Raw genomic sequence first — 14,545 nt, forward strand, 5'->3', positions numbered from 1 at the left:
GAAGCGCCGGTCCGCAGGATGCCGGGTGCGATGCCTGCGCGCCGGTCAGGCCGGCACCAGTGCGAAGCTGAGCCGCTTGCCAAGTGCGGCAGCCGCGCTCGCGAGCGTCGCCAGCGTGAGGCTCGTGTCGGTTTCGTCGAGCAGCCGGTTGAGCGCGGCGCGGCTGGTTTTCATCCGCGCGGCCATCGCGGTTTTCGTGATGTGCTGCGCCTTCATTTCCTCGCCGATCTGCCACGCGATCACGCGCTTGATCGCGGTGGCGGTGGCCGCCTCGAGATTGCCTTCCGCTTCGAGGAAGGCATCGAAATCGCTGCCGATATGCGGGTTGTTCGTGGTCGTCATGTCGTACTCCAGTGCATGGCGTTGCCGGTCGCCCGACGCATCGGGGGCGATGCGTTCCGGCACAACCGGGAAAATTCAAATGGCATGCGTCAGCGCTTTCAGGCGCGCGACGGTGACGGAGATATCGTCCTGCGGCGTGGCCCGCGACTGTTTGAAGAAGCCGTGCAGCAGGACCATCGTGCCGCCGGACACCGTAAACAGCACGCGGGCGCTCCGCCCCGGCAGCATCACGCGGATCTCCCATAGATCCTTCGCCATCTTCCGGACCAGCGGCATGCCGAGCGGCCAGCCGAGTTGAACGGTCTTGATCTCTTCGCCGATCGCCCTTCGCTCCGCTTGCCCGAGCGAGCCGAGCCATTCGCGCACCGGCTCGTTGCCGCGGGCCGTGCGGAAGAACCGCACGCCGAGCGTGGCCTGGATCTGCTGTCTCGCCATCGTCTTGTCACCAATCGTACCAAAAACGGTACGATATGCCAAGCACCACGAAGATCGCTACTGGCCGGATGGCCAATCCGGCAGCGGGAAAACGGCTCGGGTCGTGCGGCGCGTGCAGCCCGACGGATCAACCGTCGCTGCGAGCCGGTTTGCGCGCCGCGCGTGGCGCCCGGTGCGCGTGCGCGTCGCCGAACCGCGACCGCGCGATGTCGCGCACGGCGTCGATCAGCGTCCGTGCGACCGGCGAGGGTTGCGCATCGGTGCGCAGTACGAGCCCGACCGGTTCGTCGGTGCCCGCGGACGGCAGCGGCAGGCGCGCGAGCGCACCGGCCGACAGGTCGTATTCGGCCGCATAAAGCGGCACGAACCAGACCGCGTCGTTCTCGAGCGCCAGCGCGCGTGCGACCGACACCGACAGCACCTCGATGAACGAATCCAGCGGCGGCACGCCGCATGCACCGAGCAGTTGCTCGGCCGACTGGCGGATCAGCGTGCCGAACGGCGGCAGCACGACCGGATAGCGCGCGAGCTCGGCGGCCGGCGCGGCGCTCGCCAGCAGCGGATGCCCGGCGCGCACGACCGCAACGAGCGGCTCGCTGTACAACTGCTCGAATGCGAGACCGATCATCCGCTCCGGCTCCGACAGCCGCCCGATCGCGCACTCGATCGCGCCGGACTTCAGGCGCTCGAGCAGATCGGCGTTCGCGGCCGTCGCGATCCGCACGACGACGCGCGGCCAGCGCTCGGCCAGCGCCTTCATCAACGCAGGCGCGAGCGACGCCGCCACCGTCGGCAGCATGCCGATTTCCAGCGTCGCGGCAGCGGCCCCGCCTTCGCGCGCGAGCAGCCCGACGCCCTGCCGCAGCGCCAGTACGCACGCATTCGCATGCGGCATGAACAGTTGCGCCTCGCGGGTCGGCTGCGCGCCCTGCCGGCCGCGCTCGAACAGCTTCACGCCGAGAATCGACTCCAGTTCGGCGATCGTCTTCGACACGGCCGGCTGCGTGATCGACAGGCTTTCGGCCGCCTTCTGCACGCCGCCCAGCTGCGCGACCGCGAGAAAGCACTGCAGGTGCCGGAACTTGACCCGGCCGTCGGCGATTCGATTATTCATAACGAGCGGTTATGCAGATGACGACAAAACGCCATTTTGCATAACTTTCCGGAAAGCCCCAAGCACGCGGTGCGATGTCACGCGACGCGCCGCAGCGCCTGGAAACCGGACGGCTCCCAGATCCGCTTGGCGATCAGCAAGCCCGTCCCGTGCTTCTGCCCGAGCGGCGCGGACGACGACTCCGCATGCAGCGCGGCCGCCTTGCTGCGCAACCGGCGCAACTCGAGTTCGAGTTCCGCGGCGGCGGCCTCGGTCAGCATCCCTTGCGAGAACGTCATCGTCTCGCCGGCGCCGTCGAAGCGGCTGTCGAGGAAATCGCCGAGCGCATGCGCATGGAAGTAACGGCGGATCGGCCCGCCCGGCAGCCAGTCGAAATCGCGCGCGACGCGCACGCGAATCCGGTCGCCCGGCAGCAGCGCGACGACGTTCATCCGGTCGAGCATCAGCAGGTATTTCACGCACTCGGCCTTCGTCACCTGATAGGCCGACACGATGTCCTGCACGGTCCAGTAGTTGATCGCGCAGACGGCCACGAGCAGCAGTTTCTCGTCCGACACGAGCAGCGCCTCCTGCTGTTCGGTCAGCACGTGCAGCCTCGGCGCCGATGCCGACGCCTCCTGCACGAGCTCGGCCAGCGTGTAGCCGAGCAGTTGCGCGATCTCGGCAAGGCGCTCCAGCGTGAAGCGGCCGCTGGCGAACAGCCGCTTCACGCTCGTCTCGGAGACGTCGAGCGCACGCGCGACGTCGCGGTAGGTCATGCCCTGCGCCTTCAACTGGCGCTTCAGCGTTTCGATGAGTTGGGCGGTTTCGGTCATATCGGTATCGAAAAATGATGCTCCAGGTCAGATATTAGGCTACCTGCGCTCACAGATGAGCACTTTCCGTTACTTGTCTGCATAATCCGCTCCGTCCTGTCACTCAACGACGGAGCCGAAATGACCACCCGAACCGAAACCGCCGCCTGTGAACCGCACCACACCGCTCCGCGCGAAGCCCGCGACACGGCTCGCACCCTGCCGCTCTCGACCGTGCGCACACTGGCCGCCGGCGCGCACGTCGGCGATCTCGTGTTCATCCGCGTGCCGGCCGGTGCGCCGCGCGACGCGGCAGGCACGACGGGCTCGACCGGTGCGTGGGCCAATCGCTTCGGCATCGTCGTCGATACGTCGGGCGACGAACCGGTGATCGCCGAATCTGCCGCGCTGGCATGGACGACGCTCACGCCGCTGTCGCGCTTCGTCGCCCGTACCGACGGCGGGCGCATCGCACTGGCCCGCCGCGTCGCGGCGCCGACCGCCGACGCGCAGCGCCGCGTGCATGCGACGGCCGAACAGCGGATCGACGCACTGCTCGGCAAGCGCTTCAACCCGCGGGTGCGACGCGGGTTCTGCGCGCGGTACGTGAGCGACGTGCTCGGCACGGACCCCGCTGCGACGCCGGCCGCCTTGCTGCGCAGCGGCGCGCTGACACTCGAATTCGACGGGATCGTGTTCGATCCCGGCCATGCCTGACAACGGGCGCGCTCGGGGAGACCGCATAACAACAAGAACAAAAGACAAAAAATAGCGACGGGCTGGCTGGAGGGCCGTGCACGGGGTCGTCACCGACGACGCGAAGCCCGATCGCTTTCATCCGCCGGACAGGCATCCTGTCCGGCGGATTTTTCATGGGCGCGCCGAACATAACGAACAGTTATGCGATTCGCTAAAAAAGGTCATTTTGCATAACTTTCCGGATTGGCTAAAGTCCTGCCATCCACTTTGCGAAAAACCTATCAGGAGACGCCCGATGGATTCCCCCACGATCCTCACGCCGCGCGACTGGCCGTCGCATCCGGCCTATGTCCACCCCGAGTACCGCTCGTCCGTGAAGCGCGGCCCGACCCGCCCGCTGATCCCGCTGAAAGAGAAGTTGCGCGACCAGTACGCGCCCGTCTACGGCGCCGAAGATCTCGGCGCGCTCGACCACGACCTGACGAAGAACGCCGTGAAGAACGGCGAGCCGCTCGGCGAGCGCATGGTCGTCACGGGCCGCGTGCTCGACGAAGGCGGCAAGCCGGTGCGCAACACGCTCGTCGAGGTGTGGCAGGCGAACGCGGCCGGCCGCTACGTGCACAAGGTCGACCAGCACGACGCGCCGCTCGACCCGAACTTCCTCGGCGCGGGCCGCTGCCTGACCGACGACGAAGGCCGTTACCGCTTCCTGACGATCAAGCCCGGTGCGTATCCGTGGGGCAACCATCCGAACGCGTGGCGCCCGAATCACATCCACTTCTCGCTGTTCGGCGATTACTTCGGCTCGCGTCTCGTCACGCAGATGTACTTCCCCGGCGATCCGCTGCTCGCGTACGACCCGATCTTCCAGGGCACGCCCGAGGCCGCGCGCGATCGACTGATCTCGCGCTTCTCGATGGACATCACCGAAGAAGGCTACGCGCTCGGCTACGAATTCGACATCGTGCTGCGCGGCCGCGACGCTACCCCGATGGAGCGCTGAACCATGACGACGCTGAAGCAAACCCCTTCGCAGACGGTCGGCCCGTACTTCGCATACGGCCTGTGCCCGCAGCAATACGACTACGACCTGAAGAGCCTGTTCACGCCGACGATCGCCGCGGCACACGCCGAAGGCGAGCACGTGCTGCTGGTCGGCCAGGTGTTCGACGGCGACGGCAACGTCGTCGGCGACGCGGTGCTCGAATTCACGCAGGTGGATGGCGCGGGCCGCTACCCCGCCTCGCGCGACGACATCGCGACTTCCGGCTTCACGGGCTTCGCGCGGGTCGGCACGGGCACCGATGCGCAGCAGCGCTTCGTCGTCGAGACGGTGAAGCCCGGCCGCATCGCCGCCGACGAGGCGCCGCACATCAACGTGACCGTGATGATGCGCGGGATCCTCACCCATGCGTTCACGCGCGTGTACTTCGACGACGAAGCCGCGGCGAACGCGACCGACCCCGTGCTGAATGCGGTGCCGGCCGAGCGCCGCGCGACGCTCGTCGCGAAACGCGACGCGCAGCCGGGCCGCCCGGTCGTCTACCGCTTCGACATCCGCATGCAGGGGCCGGACGAAACGGTATTCTTCGACGTTTGACGCGTGCGCCGGCGCATGCCGGCTTCGCACGCAACCGCACGCCGCGTGGCGCGATACCGACGGGCATCGCACCACGCGGCGTTTTTCTTGAGCCGTCGCGATCGTTCGATGATGCGTCGCATCGTGGCGAGTGGCGGCGGCGAACCCCGGTCGCCCGAGGCTTCCCGCCTCGATATCGAACGCCCGATTGAAACGCATGCTGCGACCGCACATGCATCGTCGGGCCAACGGGATATCGTTTGCGCGTTATGCGGCGTATCCTTCGTTATCCGCAACGAGCCGGAAGGATTAAATCGGGCGAGGCAATAATTACGCAATTCGTGCGCGACGCCGCCGAACGGGCCGTTCGCGCATTTTTTCTGACCGAGTGCCTTTAAACGCGTCCGACCGAATTTGGCGGGCGCGTATTTTTTTGCGCTGCGTCCGGCTAGCGCCGGATCTCCAGATATCGGCTCGGCGTGTCGCCGAGGATGCGGCGAAACGCCGACGTGAATGCGCTTGCGCTCGCGTACCCGAGATCGAGCGCGACGCGCGTCACCGGCTGCCCGTCGGTCAGGCGCGTAATCGCCGCGAGCATGCACACCTGCTGGCGCCATGCGGCAAAGCTCACGCCCGTCTGCGCGCGGAACTGCCGCGTGAACGTCCGCCGGCTCACGCCTGCATCGGCCGCGACCTGGTCGAGATCGGCCGCGATCGACGGCGACGCGAACAGGTGCCGGCACACCTTCGCCAGCCGTGCATCGGCCGGCAGCGGCGCATGCAGCGACAGGCGCGGCATCGTCGCGATTTCCGCGACCAGCAGGTCCATCAGCTTGCCCGCACGTCCGTCGACGTCGTACATGGCCGGCAGGTCGATCGCATCGTCGATCAGGTGCCGCAGCAGCGGCGACACGCCATACACGCCGCACTGCCCGGGCAGGCCGGCCGCCTGCGCGGCGTCGCCCGACACGAACGTATTGAGCATCGTGACCGGCCCGGTCATCGTCATTTCGTGCCGCACGCCCGCCGGCACCCAGCACGCGCGCTGCGGCGGCACCAGCCAGCGTCCGTGCGGCGTCGACACGCTGATCGTGCCGCGCGACGCGAACGCGAATTGCCCGCGCCCGTGCGCGTGCTCCGGAAACGTCGTGCCCGCCGCATAGTCGTTGGCGGTCACGACCACGTTCCGCGGAATATGTTCGTAGGGATCTAGCAGCGTATTTCTCACGGCCTGAATTCTATAGTTAATGACCCGATATCGAAGGCAGGTCGCCTTCGAACGATCTACGATCCGCTCCACCGTTGCGCGACCTCACGGCCGCCACACCCGTCGGCCTGATCGGCCGGATTGCAACTTCATCGGAGCGGACATGCCGAATACGTTTCATCGCGTGGGGGCCGGCCCCCACCCTGTTCTTGTACTGCCCGGCTGGTTCGGCGACGCCCATGCGTTCGAATCCGTCGAACCATGGCTGTCGCACGCGCACTTCACCTACGTATTCATGGACTACCGAGGTTACGGCCGCATGCGCGACGCGGCGGGCGACTACACGATCGACGAGATCGCCGCCGACGCGCTCGCGCTCGCCGACGCGCTCGATTTCGCGACCTTCAGCCTCGTCGGCCACTCGATGGGTGCGATGGCGGCCGAGAAAATCGCCGTCATGGCGCCCGAGCGTGTGCGCGCGCTGGTTCCGATCACCCCCGTGCCGTGCGGCGGCCTGCCGTTCGACGCGGAGAAGCGCGCGCTATTCGAGCGCGCCGCCGACCACGTCGCCGACCGCCGCACCATCATCGACCGCAGCACCGGCGGCCGGCTGCCGGCCGCCTGGATCGAGTGGAAAGCCGCGTATTCGGCAGCCTGTTCGTCGGCGCAGGCTTTCGGCGCGTACTTCCGCGCGTGGGCCGATACGGATTTCAGCGACGAGATCGCCGGTACGCACCCCGTCAAAGTGCTGATCGGCGAACACGATCCCGCGTTCGACATGGCGCTGATGGCGCGCACCTACCTGCGGCGCTATCCGCTCGCCACCGTCGACGTGCTGCCCAATGCAGGCCACTATCCGATGAACGAGACGCCGCTCGCGCTGGTCGCGGCGATGGAAGCGTTCCTGCTCGCCGCGACGGCCGGCCCCGCCGTCGTCGACTGACCGGCCGCGCGCAGGCGGCATCGTTGCGGCGCGCATCACCGCAGCATGAACGACATCGCCGACAGGCTGTTCAGCGTGCGCACCACGTGCTCGACCGACGGCCCGTCGAAACGCAGCGTCACCGCATCGACCCGCTCGAGCGACGGCAGCACGCCGAACAGGTCGGCCAGCGCGGCCGTCTGCACGCGCAGCGTGCAAGCCGCCGGCGCGGGCCGATGCGTGCCGGCACGCACGCCGGCCGACAGCGCCTGCGCCACCGCGTCGCGCGCGGCGGTCGCGATCCGCGCACACGACGCGGCCGGCGTGAGCGTGTCGCCGCTCGATGTGCCGCCGGCCGTCTTGACCGTCTCGAAACGCGCGTCCGGGAACAGCGGCCGCGTTTCCTCGGCGAACACGTCGTCGCCCGTGGCAAGCGCGACGTGCGCGCCATATTCGTGCGCCAGCGCGCCGTACAGCCCGGCTTCGCCGAGCTCGACGCCGTTCAGCCACACCTGCGTGAATGCAAAGCTGTTGATCGTGTGCGCGAGCACGCCGCGCGTCTGCGATTTCGCGTGAAAACCGATCATGAACACGAGATCGGGCCCCTGTTCAAGGCCTGCCATCATCCCGAGCGTGCGCGGCTTGCCGAGCACGACACGCGCACGCGCATCGAGCCCGTCGGGCAGCAGGTTGCGATAGCTGCCATGCGAATCGTTGACCCACACGGCCTGCGCGCCGCCCGCGAACGCGCCTTCGATCGCCGCATTCGCTTCGGCGGTCATCCAGCGACGCGCCCGTTCGTATTCCGGATTGCCGGCGCGCGTCTGCTCGGTGGCGAATACGCCGGCGACACCCTCGATGTCGGTCGAGATCAGGATCTTCATGACTGGGTCGAATACCCTTCGTTATCTTCGTTGAACAACCGCTCGAGATCGGGCACCGCGTCGCGCAGCGATTGCCGCACGTGGCCGTCGCGCCCGGCGACCGTCACGGCCTGCAGCAACGCGTCGGCGATCGCGTGCTCGACGCTTTCGGCCGCAGCCATGAACAGCGGATCGAGCGCCGCATCGGCCACGAGGGCCGGCAGCGCCATCGTCGATGCGTCGTGCGCGATCGTGCAGGCGGTCGAGAACGCAAGCGCGATGTCGCCGCTGCCATGCCCGTAGACGGATCCCGTACGGGCCAGCCCCGCACCGGCGCGGCGCGCGAGCCGCGACAACTGCCGCGCGTCGAGCGGCGCGTCGGTGGCGAGCAACAGGATGATCGAGCCCCGCTCGGGCGGCGCCGCGTGCGCGGCCTCGGCCGCCCGCCGTTGCGCGACGATGCGCCCGAGCGGCACGCCGCCGAGCGTCAGCATCGGCAACCGGCCGAAATTCGCGAGTACGAGCGCGCCGACCGTATACGGCCGGCCGGCCGCGACGGCGACGCGCGAAGCGGAGCCGATCCCGCCCTTCAGGTCGAAGCACGACATCCCGCGCCCGGCGCCAACCGCACCGCGTGCGACGTCGCGCGACGCCGTGCGGCACGCGTCGTCGTAATGCGCGGCCGTGACCGCGAACGCCTGGATATCGTTCAGATAGCCGTCGTTGCACTCGAACACGAGCGGATTGACGGTCGGCCAGTCGCGGCCGATCTGCGGATTCGCCGCGATCGCCGCGCGGATCTGCGCCTGGGCGACTGCGCCGACGCCGAACGTATTGGTCAGCGCGATCGGCGTATCGAGCGTGCCGAGTTCGCCGACCTGCACGAGCCCGACGCTCTTGCCGAAGCCGTTGATCACGGCCACGCCCGCGGGCACCTTGCTGCGGTACACGTCGCCCGGATGCGGCTTCACGACGGTCACCCCCGTCTGCACGCTGCCGGCATCGAGCGTGCAATGGCCGACCGTCACGCCCGGCACGTCGGCGATCGTGCCGCGCGGGCCGGCCGGCAGCGTCGCGGCCCACATCGGCGCAACACGCATCAGCGGCGCTCCAGCTTCGGATCGAGCGCGTCGCGCAGCCCGTCGCCGAGCAGGTTGAACGCGAGCACGGTCAGGAAGATCGCGAGGCTCGGGAAGATGGCGATGTGCGGTGCCGTCACCATGTCCGCGCGCGCCTCGTTGAGCATCGCACCCCACTCCGGCGTCGGCGGCTGCGCGCCGAGCCCGAGGAACGACAGGCTCGCGGCCGTGATGATCGACGTGCCGATCCGCATCGTGAAGTAGACGACGACCGACGACACGGTGCCCGGCAGGATGTGCCGCATGATGATCGTCCAGTCCGACGCGCCGATGCTGCGCGCGGCCTCGACATAGGTCATGTGCTTGAGCATCAGCGTGTTGCCGCGCACGAGCCGCGCGAACGCCGGGATGCTGAAGATCGCGACCGCGCAGATCACGTTGATCATCCCGTTGCCGAGGATAGCGACCACGCCGATCGCGAGCAGGATGCCGGGGAAGGCGAACAGTACGTCGGCGATGCGCATCGTGATGCGGTCCCACCAGCCTTCGTAGTAGCCGGCGAGCAGCCCGAAGAACGTGCCGATCACCGCGCCGAGCGCGACCGAGAAGAAGCCGGCCGCGAGCGAGATGCGCGTGCCGACGACGATCCGGCTGAAGATGTCGCGGCCGAGCGAATCGACGCCGAACCAGTGCACGGCCGACGGCCCCGCGTTCAGCGCATCGTAGTCGAAGTAGTTCTCCGGATCGAACGGCACGATGTGCGGGCCGACGAAGGCCAGCACGACGAGCGCCAGCACGAAGCCGCCCGCGACGAGCGCGACGGTCTGCTTGCGGAACTTGCGCCAGAATTCACGCCACGGCGTGCGGATCGCGGTCGGTGCGGCCGGCGCCGCGGGCTGGACAGTCGCGTTCATGCTCGCCTCACTCTCACTTGAACCGGATGGTCGGGTTGATGACCGCGTACAGCACGTCGACGGCCAGGTTGATCAGGATGAATTCGAGCGAGAACAGCAGCACGATCGCCTGGATCATGGGGTAGTCGCGCATCGTCACCGCATCGACCAGCAGGCGCCCGAGCCCCGGCCAGTTGAACACGACCTCGACGACGATCGAGCCGCCGAGCAGGAAGCCGAACTGCAGCCCCATCATCGTGACGACCGGGATCATCGCGTTGCGCAGGCAATGCTTGAGCACCACCATCGGCTCGTGCACGCCCTTCGCACGCGCGGTGCGCACGAAGTCCTCGTTCAGCACCTCGACGAACGATGCGCGCGTGAAGCGCGCCATCACGGCCGCGACCGCCGCGCCGAGCGTCAGCGACGGCAGCACGTAGCTCTTCCACGAACCGTCCGGCACGACCGGCAGCCAGCCGAGCTTCACCGAGAAGATTTCCATCAGCAGCATGCCGAGCGCGAACGCGGGAAACGAGATGCCCGACACCGCGATCGTCATGCCGAGACGGTCGGGCCAGCGATTGCGCCACACCGCCGACGCGATCCCGATCGCCATGCCGAACAGCGTCGCCCACCCCATGCTGACGAGCGTCAGCAGCAGCGTCGGCATGAAGCGCTCGCCGATTTCGGTCGATACCGGCCGCTTGCTGCGCGTCGACATGCCGAAATCGCCGTGCGCGATCTTCGTGAAGAAATTCACGAACTGCGCGGGCAACGGCCGATCGAGCCCGAGATCGGCACGCACGAGCGCGACCGTCGCATTGTCGGCTTCGGGGCCTGCCGCGAGCCGCGCCGGGTCGCCCGGCAGCAGGTGCACGAACATGAACACCAGCAACGCGACGATCGCGAGCGTGGGCAGCAGGCCGAGCAGCCGTTTGACGAGAAAATTCAGCATGGGGCACCGATCGAATCAGCGTGCCGGCGGCCTGCGCCGCCGGCACCGCGAGGCGGGCAAGCCGCCGTCATTTCACCGAGATTTCGTCGAAGTTGAACGAGCCGTCCGGCATCACGTACATGCCGTGCAATCGCTTGTTGCGCGCATAGACGATCTTCTCCTGCACCAGGAAGATCCACGGCGCGTCGGCCCACACCTGCTTCTGCGCGTCGGCGTAAAGCGAGGCCTTCTTCGCACGATCGGTCGTCTCGAGCGCCTTCGCGAGATCATCGTCGACGGCAGCGCTCTTGTAGTACGCGGTGTTGTAGAGCTTCGGCGGTGCCGATGCCGATGCGAGCAGCGGCGTCAGTGCCCAGTTCGCTTCGCCCGTCGATGCCGACCAGCCGCTGTAGTACATCCGCACCGGCGCCGTTGCCGGATCCTGGGCGCTCTCGACCTTCGCGACCCGCTCGCCGGCCTCGAGTGCCTGCACCTGCACCTTCACGCCAACCTGCGCGAGCTGCTGCTGGACGAACTGGATCAGCTTCTGCGCCGTCGAATGGTTGTACGCGGACCAGAGCGTCGATTCGAATCCGTTCGGATAGCCGGCTTCCTTCAGCAGCGCACGCGCCTTCGCCGGATCGTACGGCCAGGGCCCGAGCTTCGTCGCGTATTCGACGCCCATCGGCGCGACTCCGGTCTGCGGTGTCGCGTAACCGGCGAACACGACCTTCGCGAGCGCCTCCTTGTTGACCGCGTAGTTCAGCGCTTCACGCACCTTCGGGTTGTCGAACGGCTTTTGCTGCGTGTTCAGCGAAATGTAGCGCTGGATGATCGACGGCGACTCGATCAGTTCGATCTTCGCGTTGCTCTTGAGGTCGCTCGCCTGCTCGAACGGAATCGTGAACGCGAAATCCGCCTCGCCCGTCTTGATCAGTGCCGCGCGCGTGTTGTTGTCGACCACCGGCTTCCAGTCGATCGTGTCGACCTTCGGATACCCCTTCTTCCAGTAGCCGGCGAATTTCTTCACCTTCATGTCGTCGGTCTGCTTCCATTCGACGAATTCGAACGGCCCGGTGCCGACCGGATGCAGCGACACGTCACGCCCCCACTTCTTCAGTGCGGCCGGCGAGATCATCACCGCCGACGGGTGCGCGAGCGTATTGATGAACGCCGAGAACGGCTCGCGCAACGTGAACCGCACCGTGGTCGGATCGACCACCTCCGTCTTCTCGATCACGCGGAACAGGCCGTAGCGCTTCAGCTTGTTCGCCGGATCGGTCACGCGGTCGAAGTTCGCCTTCACCGCGGCCGCATTGAAGTCGGTGCCGTCGTGGAATTTCACGCCCTCGCGCAACTTGACCGTGTACACCTTCGCGTCCGGCGACGCCGTGTAGCTGGTCGCCAGGACGTTGACGAGCTTCATGTTCCGGTCGAAACCGAACAGCCCCTCGTAGAACGACTTGACGACGGCCTGCGACACCGTGTCGTTTGCGTCGTACGGGTCCATCGTCGTGAACGTCGAGTACACGGCGACCACGACGTTCTGCTGCGCGAACGCGGGCACCGCGACCGACAGCGCGAGCGCACCTGCTCCCGCCGCGAACAGCGCGCGCGGACGGAACATCGGGAACGAATACGGCTTGTTCATTTGGTCTGGCTCCTCTGGATGATTCGGTAACGCGTGGTGGAAATCGCGGTGCGACAGCATCCGCTCGGGAAAATAACGGCGTTGCCTGGCGCGTGCGCAGCTGCGGTCCATAGGCGCTCCGTCACGCAGTCAATACGCGCCGCCGACGCGATGCGTCGCGACGTAATGATCGGGACCGACCGCGACGAGCGGCGCGACGGCCGGCTCGTCGCCGATCGCGCGGATCGGGCTCGGGATTTCGTCCGCCGCGAGCTGGCGCGGCGCATGCCTGCGCGCGGGATCGGCCACCGGCACCGCGCTCATCAGCTTCTTCGTATACGGATGCTGCGGCGCCTCGAACACCGCGCGGCGCGGACCGATCTCGACGATCTGGCCGAGATACATCACCGCGACGCGATGGCTGATGCGCTCGACGACGGCCATGTCGTGCGAGATGAACAGGTACGCGACGCCGAGCTCGCGCTGCAGGTCGAGCATCAGGTTGACGATCTGCGCCTGCACCGACACGTCGAGCGCCGACACCGATTCGTCGGCGATCACGACCTTCGGGTTCAGCGCGAGCGCACGCGCGATCGCGATCCGCTGGCGCTGGCCGCCCGAGAATTCGTGCGGATAGCGGCGCGCGGCCTCGGGCGGCAGGCCGACCTTGTCGAGCAGCCAGTCGACGCGCGCCTGCGCTTCGCTGCCGCTGGCGACGCCATGCACGAGCAGCGGCTCCATGATCGAGAAGCCGACCGTCAGGCGCGGGTTCAGCGACGCGAACGGATCCTGGAAGATGAACTGGATGTTCCGGCGCAGCGCCTGCAGGTCATGCCCCTTCATTGCGCTGATGTCGCGGCCATCGAATTCGATCGAGCCGCTCTGCGATTCGACGAGGCGCAGCAGCGAACGGCCGGTGGTCGACTTGCCGCAGCCCGATTCGCCGACGAGCGCAAGCGTCTCGCCCGCGCGCAGCTCGAAGCTCACGCGCTCGACCGCATGCACGTACTGCGACACGCGGCCGAACACGCCGCTCTTCACCGGAAAGCGCGTCACGAGATCGCTCACGCGCAGGATCGGCGGCGCAGCGTGATCGACGGGCGGCTGCACATCGTCGTTCGCGGCGGATGCAGCCGCGATCGTCGCATTCGCGTCGTCCACCTTCAGCAGCGGGAATTTCTCGGGCGTGTCGGTACCCTGCATCGAGCCGAGCCGCGGCACGGCCGCGAGCAGCGCGCGCGTGTAGCGATGGGCGGGCGCCGCGAAGATGCGGTCCGACTCGCCCTCCTCGACCTTCTCGCCGCGATACATCACGAGCACGCGGTCGGCCACTTCGGCCACCACGCCCATGTCGTGCGTGATGAAGATCACGCCCATGTTCATTTCGTCCTGCAGCCCGCGCACCAGTTGCAGGATCTGCGCCTGGATCGTCACGTCGAGCGCGGTCGTCGGCTCGTCGGCGATCAGCAGCGCGGGCCGGCACGACAGCGCCATCGCGATCATCACGCGCTGCCGCATCCCGCCCGACAGTTGGTGCGGATAGCGCGCGAATACGCGACGCGCTTCCGGAATACGCACGAGATCGAGCAGCCGCAGCGCTTCCGCGCGCGCCTCGGCCGCGCCCTTCGACTGGTGCAGCGCGATCGCCTCGCTGATCTGGTCGCCGACCGTGAACACCGGGTTCAGCGACGTCATCGGCTCCTGGAAGATCATCGCGATGTCCGCGCCGCGGATGCCGCGCATCGTCGCGGCGCTCGCCTGCGCCAGATCGACGAGTGCGCCGCCGCGACGCCGGAACGCGATCCGGCCGCTCGTGATCTCGCCGCCGCCGTGCTCGACGAGCCGCATCAGCGCGAGCGACGTGACCGACTTGCCGGAGCCCGATTCGCCAACGATCGCGAGCGTCTCGCCGCGGTCGACGTGAAACGACACGTTGCGCACCGCGTCGAACGTCGCGCTTTCGCGGCGGAACGTGACCGACAGGTCCTCGACGGCCACCACGCGCTGTTCGGGCAGCACGAGGCCGGATGGGGTTCGGCTCGAAGTCATGCGGG

15 protein-coding genes are annotated in these 14,545 nt (G+C 67.7%); 4 read left to right on the forward strand and 11 right to left on the reverse strand.

Features of this window, described 5'->3' with window-relative positions:
* Window positions 1–45: 45 nt before the first annotated feature.
* The 4 genes from DIE03_RS04840 to DIE03_RS04855 form a co-directional block, all read right to left on the reverse strand.
* On the reverse strand, window positions 46–342 hold the full coding sequence (locus DIE03_RS04840; RefSeq protein WP_124448004.1) for an XRE family transcriptional regulator: 297 nt from the start codon (window positions 340–342) through the stop codon (window positions 46–48).
* 75 nt (window positions 343–417) lie between these two features.
* Complete coding sequence (locus DIE03_RS04845) at window positions 418–777, reverse strand: type II toxin-antitoxin system RelE/ParE family toxin (RefSeq protein ID WP_124448006.1); 360 nt, start codon at window positions 775–777, stop codon at window positions 418–420.
* A 127-nt stretch (window positions 778–904) separates the two neighbouring features.
* Window positions 905–1,891, reverse strand: coding sequence for a pca operon transcription factor PcaQ (gene pcaQ, locus DIE03_RS04850; protein ID WP_124448008.1), 987 nt, complete (start codon window positions 1,889–1,891; stop codon window positions 905–907).
* A 77-nt stretch (window positions 1,892–1,968) separates the two neighbouring features.
* Complete coding sequence (locus tag DIE03_RS04855; RefSeq protein ID WP_124448010.1) at window positions 1,969–2,706, reverse strand: helix-turn-helix domain-containing protein; 738 nt, start codon at window positions 2,704–2,706, stop codon at window positions 1,969–1,971.
* Window positions 2,707–2,826: 120 nt separating this feature from the next.
* Here DIE03_RS04855 and DIE03_RS04860 point away from each other — a divergent pair, with 120 nt between their 5' ends.
* From DIE03_RS04860 to pcaG, 3 genes are all read left to right on the forward strand, one after another.
* Window positions 2,827–3,402 (forward strand): YiiX/YebB-like N1pC/P60 family cysteine hydrolase, encoded by a 576-nt coding sequence (locus DIE03_RS04860; RefSeq protein WP_124448012.1) that lies wholly within the window; start codon window positions 2,827–2,829, stop codon window positions 3,400–3,402.
* Between the two features lie 277 nt (window positions 3,403–3,679).
* Complete coding sequence (pcaH, locus tag DIE03_RS04865) at window positions 3,680–4,387, forward strand: protocatechuate 3,4-dioxygenase subunit beta (protein ID WP_006489685.1); 708 nt, start codon at window positions 3,680–3,682, stop codon at window positions 4,385–4,387.
* Between the two features lie 3 nt (window positions 4,388–4,390).
* Window positions 4,391–4,984, forward strand: coding sequence for a protocatechuate 3,4-dioxygenase subunit alpha (pcaG, locus tag DIE03_RS04870; RefSeq protein ID WP_124448014.1), 594 nt, complete (start codon window positions 4,391–4,393; stop codon window positions 4,982–4,984).
* A gap of 427 nt (window positions 4,985–5,411) precedes the next feature.
* On the opposite strand, the gene DIE03_RS04875 is transcribed toward pcaG, so the two are convergent.
* A complete protein-coding gene (locus DIE03_RS04875; protein ID WP_124448016.1) occupies window positions 5,412–6,191 on the reverse strand; it encodes a helix-turn-helix domain-containing protein in 780 nt (259 codons plus the stop codon).
* A 142-nt stretch (window positions 6,192–6,333) separates the two neighbouring features.
* On the opposite strand from DIE03_RS04875, the gene DIE03_RS04880 reads away from it, so the two are divergent.
* Window positions 6,334–7,113, forward strand: a complete 780-nt coding sequence (locus DIE03_RS04880) for an alpha/beta fold hydrolase (protein WP_124448150.1) — start codon at window positions 6,334–6,336, stop codon at window positions 7,111–7,113.
* Window positions 7,114–7,148: 35 nt separating this feature from the next.
* On the opposite strand, the gene DIE03_RS04885 is transcribed toward DIE03_RS04880, so the two are convergent.
* From DIE03_RS04885 to DIE03_RS04910, 6 genes are all read right to left on the reverse strand, one after another.
* Window positions 7,149–7,976 carry a M55 family metallopeptidase gene (locus DIE03_RS04885; protein WP_124448018.1) on the reverse strand — a complete coding sequence of 276 codons (828 nt, stop codon included), beginning with the start codon at window positions 7,974–7,976 and terminating at the stop codon, window positions 7,149–7,151.
* Window positions 7,973–9,055, reverse strand: a complete 1,083-nt coding sequence (locus DIE03_RS04890) for a P1 family peptidase (RefSeq protein WP_124448020.1) — start codon at window positions 9,053–9,055, stop codon at window positions 7,973–7,975. Before DIE03_RS04890 ends, DIE03_RS04885 begins: the two co-directional genes overlap by 4 nt.
* A complete protein-coding gene (gsiD, locus tag DIE03_RS04895; RefSeq protein ID WP_124448022.1) occupies window positions 9,055–9,948 on the reverse strand; it encodes a glutathione ABC transporter permease GsiD in 894 nt (297 codons plus the stop codon). The genes DIE03_RS04890 and gsiD overlap by 1 nt, the downstream gene beginning before the upstream one ends.
* Window positions 9,949–9,961: 13 nt before the next feature.
* Window positions 9,962–10,882, reverse strand: a complete 921-nt coding sequence (gene gsiC, locus DIE03_RS04900; RefSeq protein WP_124448024.1) for a glutathione ABC transporter permease GsiC — start codon at window positions 10,880–10,882, stop codon at window positions 9,962–9,964.
* 67 nt (window positions 10,883–10,949) lie between these two features.
* Window positions 10,950–12,512 carry a glutathione ABC transporter substrate-binding protein GsiB gene (gene gsiB, locus DIE03_RS04905; protein ID WP_124448026.1) on the reverse strand — a complete coding sequence of 521 codons (1,563 nt, stop codon included), beginning with the start codon at window positions 12,510–12,512 and terminating at the stop codon, window positions 10,950–10,952.
* Between the two features lie 129 nt (window positions 12,513–12,641).
* Entirely contained in the window at window positions 12,642–14,540 is a 1,899-nt protein-coding gene (locus DIE03_RS04910; protein ID WP_124448028.1) for a dipeptide ABC transporter ATP-binding protein, read from the reverse strand.
* Between the last annotated feature and the right edge of the window lie 5 nt (window positions 14,541–14,545).

Source organism: Burkholderia sp. Bp8992 (assembly GCF_003853705.1).
Taxonomy (GTDB): domain Bacteria; phylum Pseudomonadota; class Gammaproteobacteria; order Burkholderiales; family Burkholderiaceae; genus Burkholderia.

Bases quoted from the DNA above. Each gene is read 5' to 3' on its own strand.
- DIE03_RS04840 (WP_124448004.1), bottom strand. From the start codon at position 342: ATGACGACCACGAACAACCCGCATATCGGCAGCGATTTCGATGCCTTC.
- DIE03_RS04845 (WP_124448006.1), bottom strand. From the start codon at position 777: ATGGCGAGACAGCAGATCCAGGCCACGCTCGGCGTGCGGTTCTTCCGC.
- pcaQ (WP_124448008.1), bottom strand. From the start codon at position 1,891: ATGAATAATCGAATCGCCGACGGCCGGGTCAAGTTCCGGCACCTGCAG.
- DIE03_RS04855 (WP_124448010.1), bottom strand. From the start codon at position 2,706: ATGACCGAAACCGCCCAACTCATCGAAACGCTGAAGCGCCAGTTGAAG.
- DIE03_RS04860 (WP_124448012.1), top strand. From the start codon at position 2,827: ATGACCACCCGAACCGAAACCGCCGCCTGTGAACCGCACCACACCGCT.
- pcaH (WP_006489685.1), top strand. From the start codon at position 3,680: ATGGATTCCCCCACGATCCTCACGCCGCGCGACTGGCCGTCGCATCCG.
- pcaG (WP_124448014.1), top strand. From the start codon at position 4,391: ATGACGACGCTGAAGCAAACCCCTTCGCAGACGGTCGGCCCGTACTTC.
- DIE03_RS04880 (WP_124448150.1), top strand. From the start codon at position 6,334: ATGCCGAATACGTTTCATCGCGTGGGGGCCGGCCCCCACCCTGTTCTT.
- DIE03_RS04885 (WP_124448018.1), bottom strand. From the start codon at position 7,976: ATGAAGATCCTGATCTCGACCGACATCGAGGGTGTCGCCGGCGTATTC.
- DIE03_RS04890 (WP_124448020.1), bottom strand. From the start codon at position 9,055: ATGCGTGTTGCGCCGATGTGGGCCGCGACGCTGCCGGCCGGCCCGCGC.
- gsiD (WP_124448022.1), bottom strand. From the start codon at position 9,948: ATGAACGCGACTGTCCAGCCCGCGGCGCCGGCCGCACCGACCGCGATC.
- gsiC (WP_124448024.1), bottom strand. From the start codon at position 10,882: ATGCTGAATTTTCTCGTCAAACGGCTGCTCGGCCTGCTGCCCACGCTC.
- gsiB (WP_124448026.1), bottom strand. From the start codon at position 12,512: ATGAACAAGCCGTATTCGTTCCCGATGTTCCGTCCGCGCGCGCTGTTC.
- DIE03_RS04910 (WP_124448028.1), bottom strand. From the start codon at position 14,540: ATGACTTCGAGCCGAACCCCATCCGGCCTCGTGCTGCCCGAACAGCGC.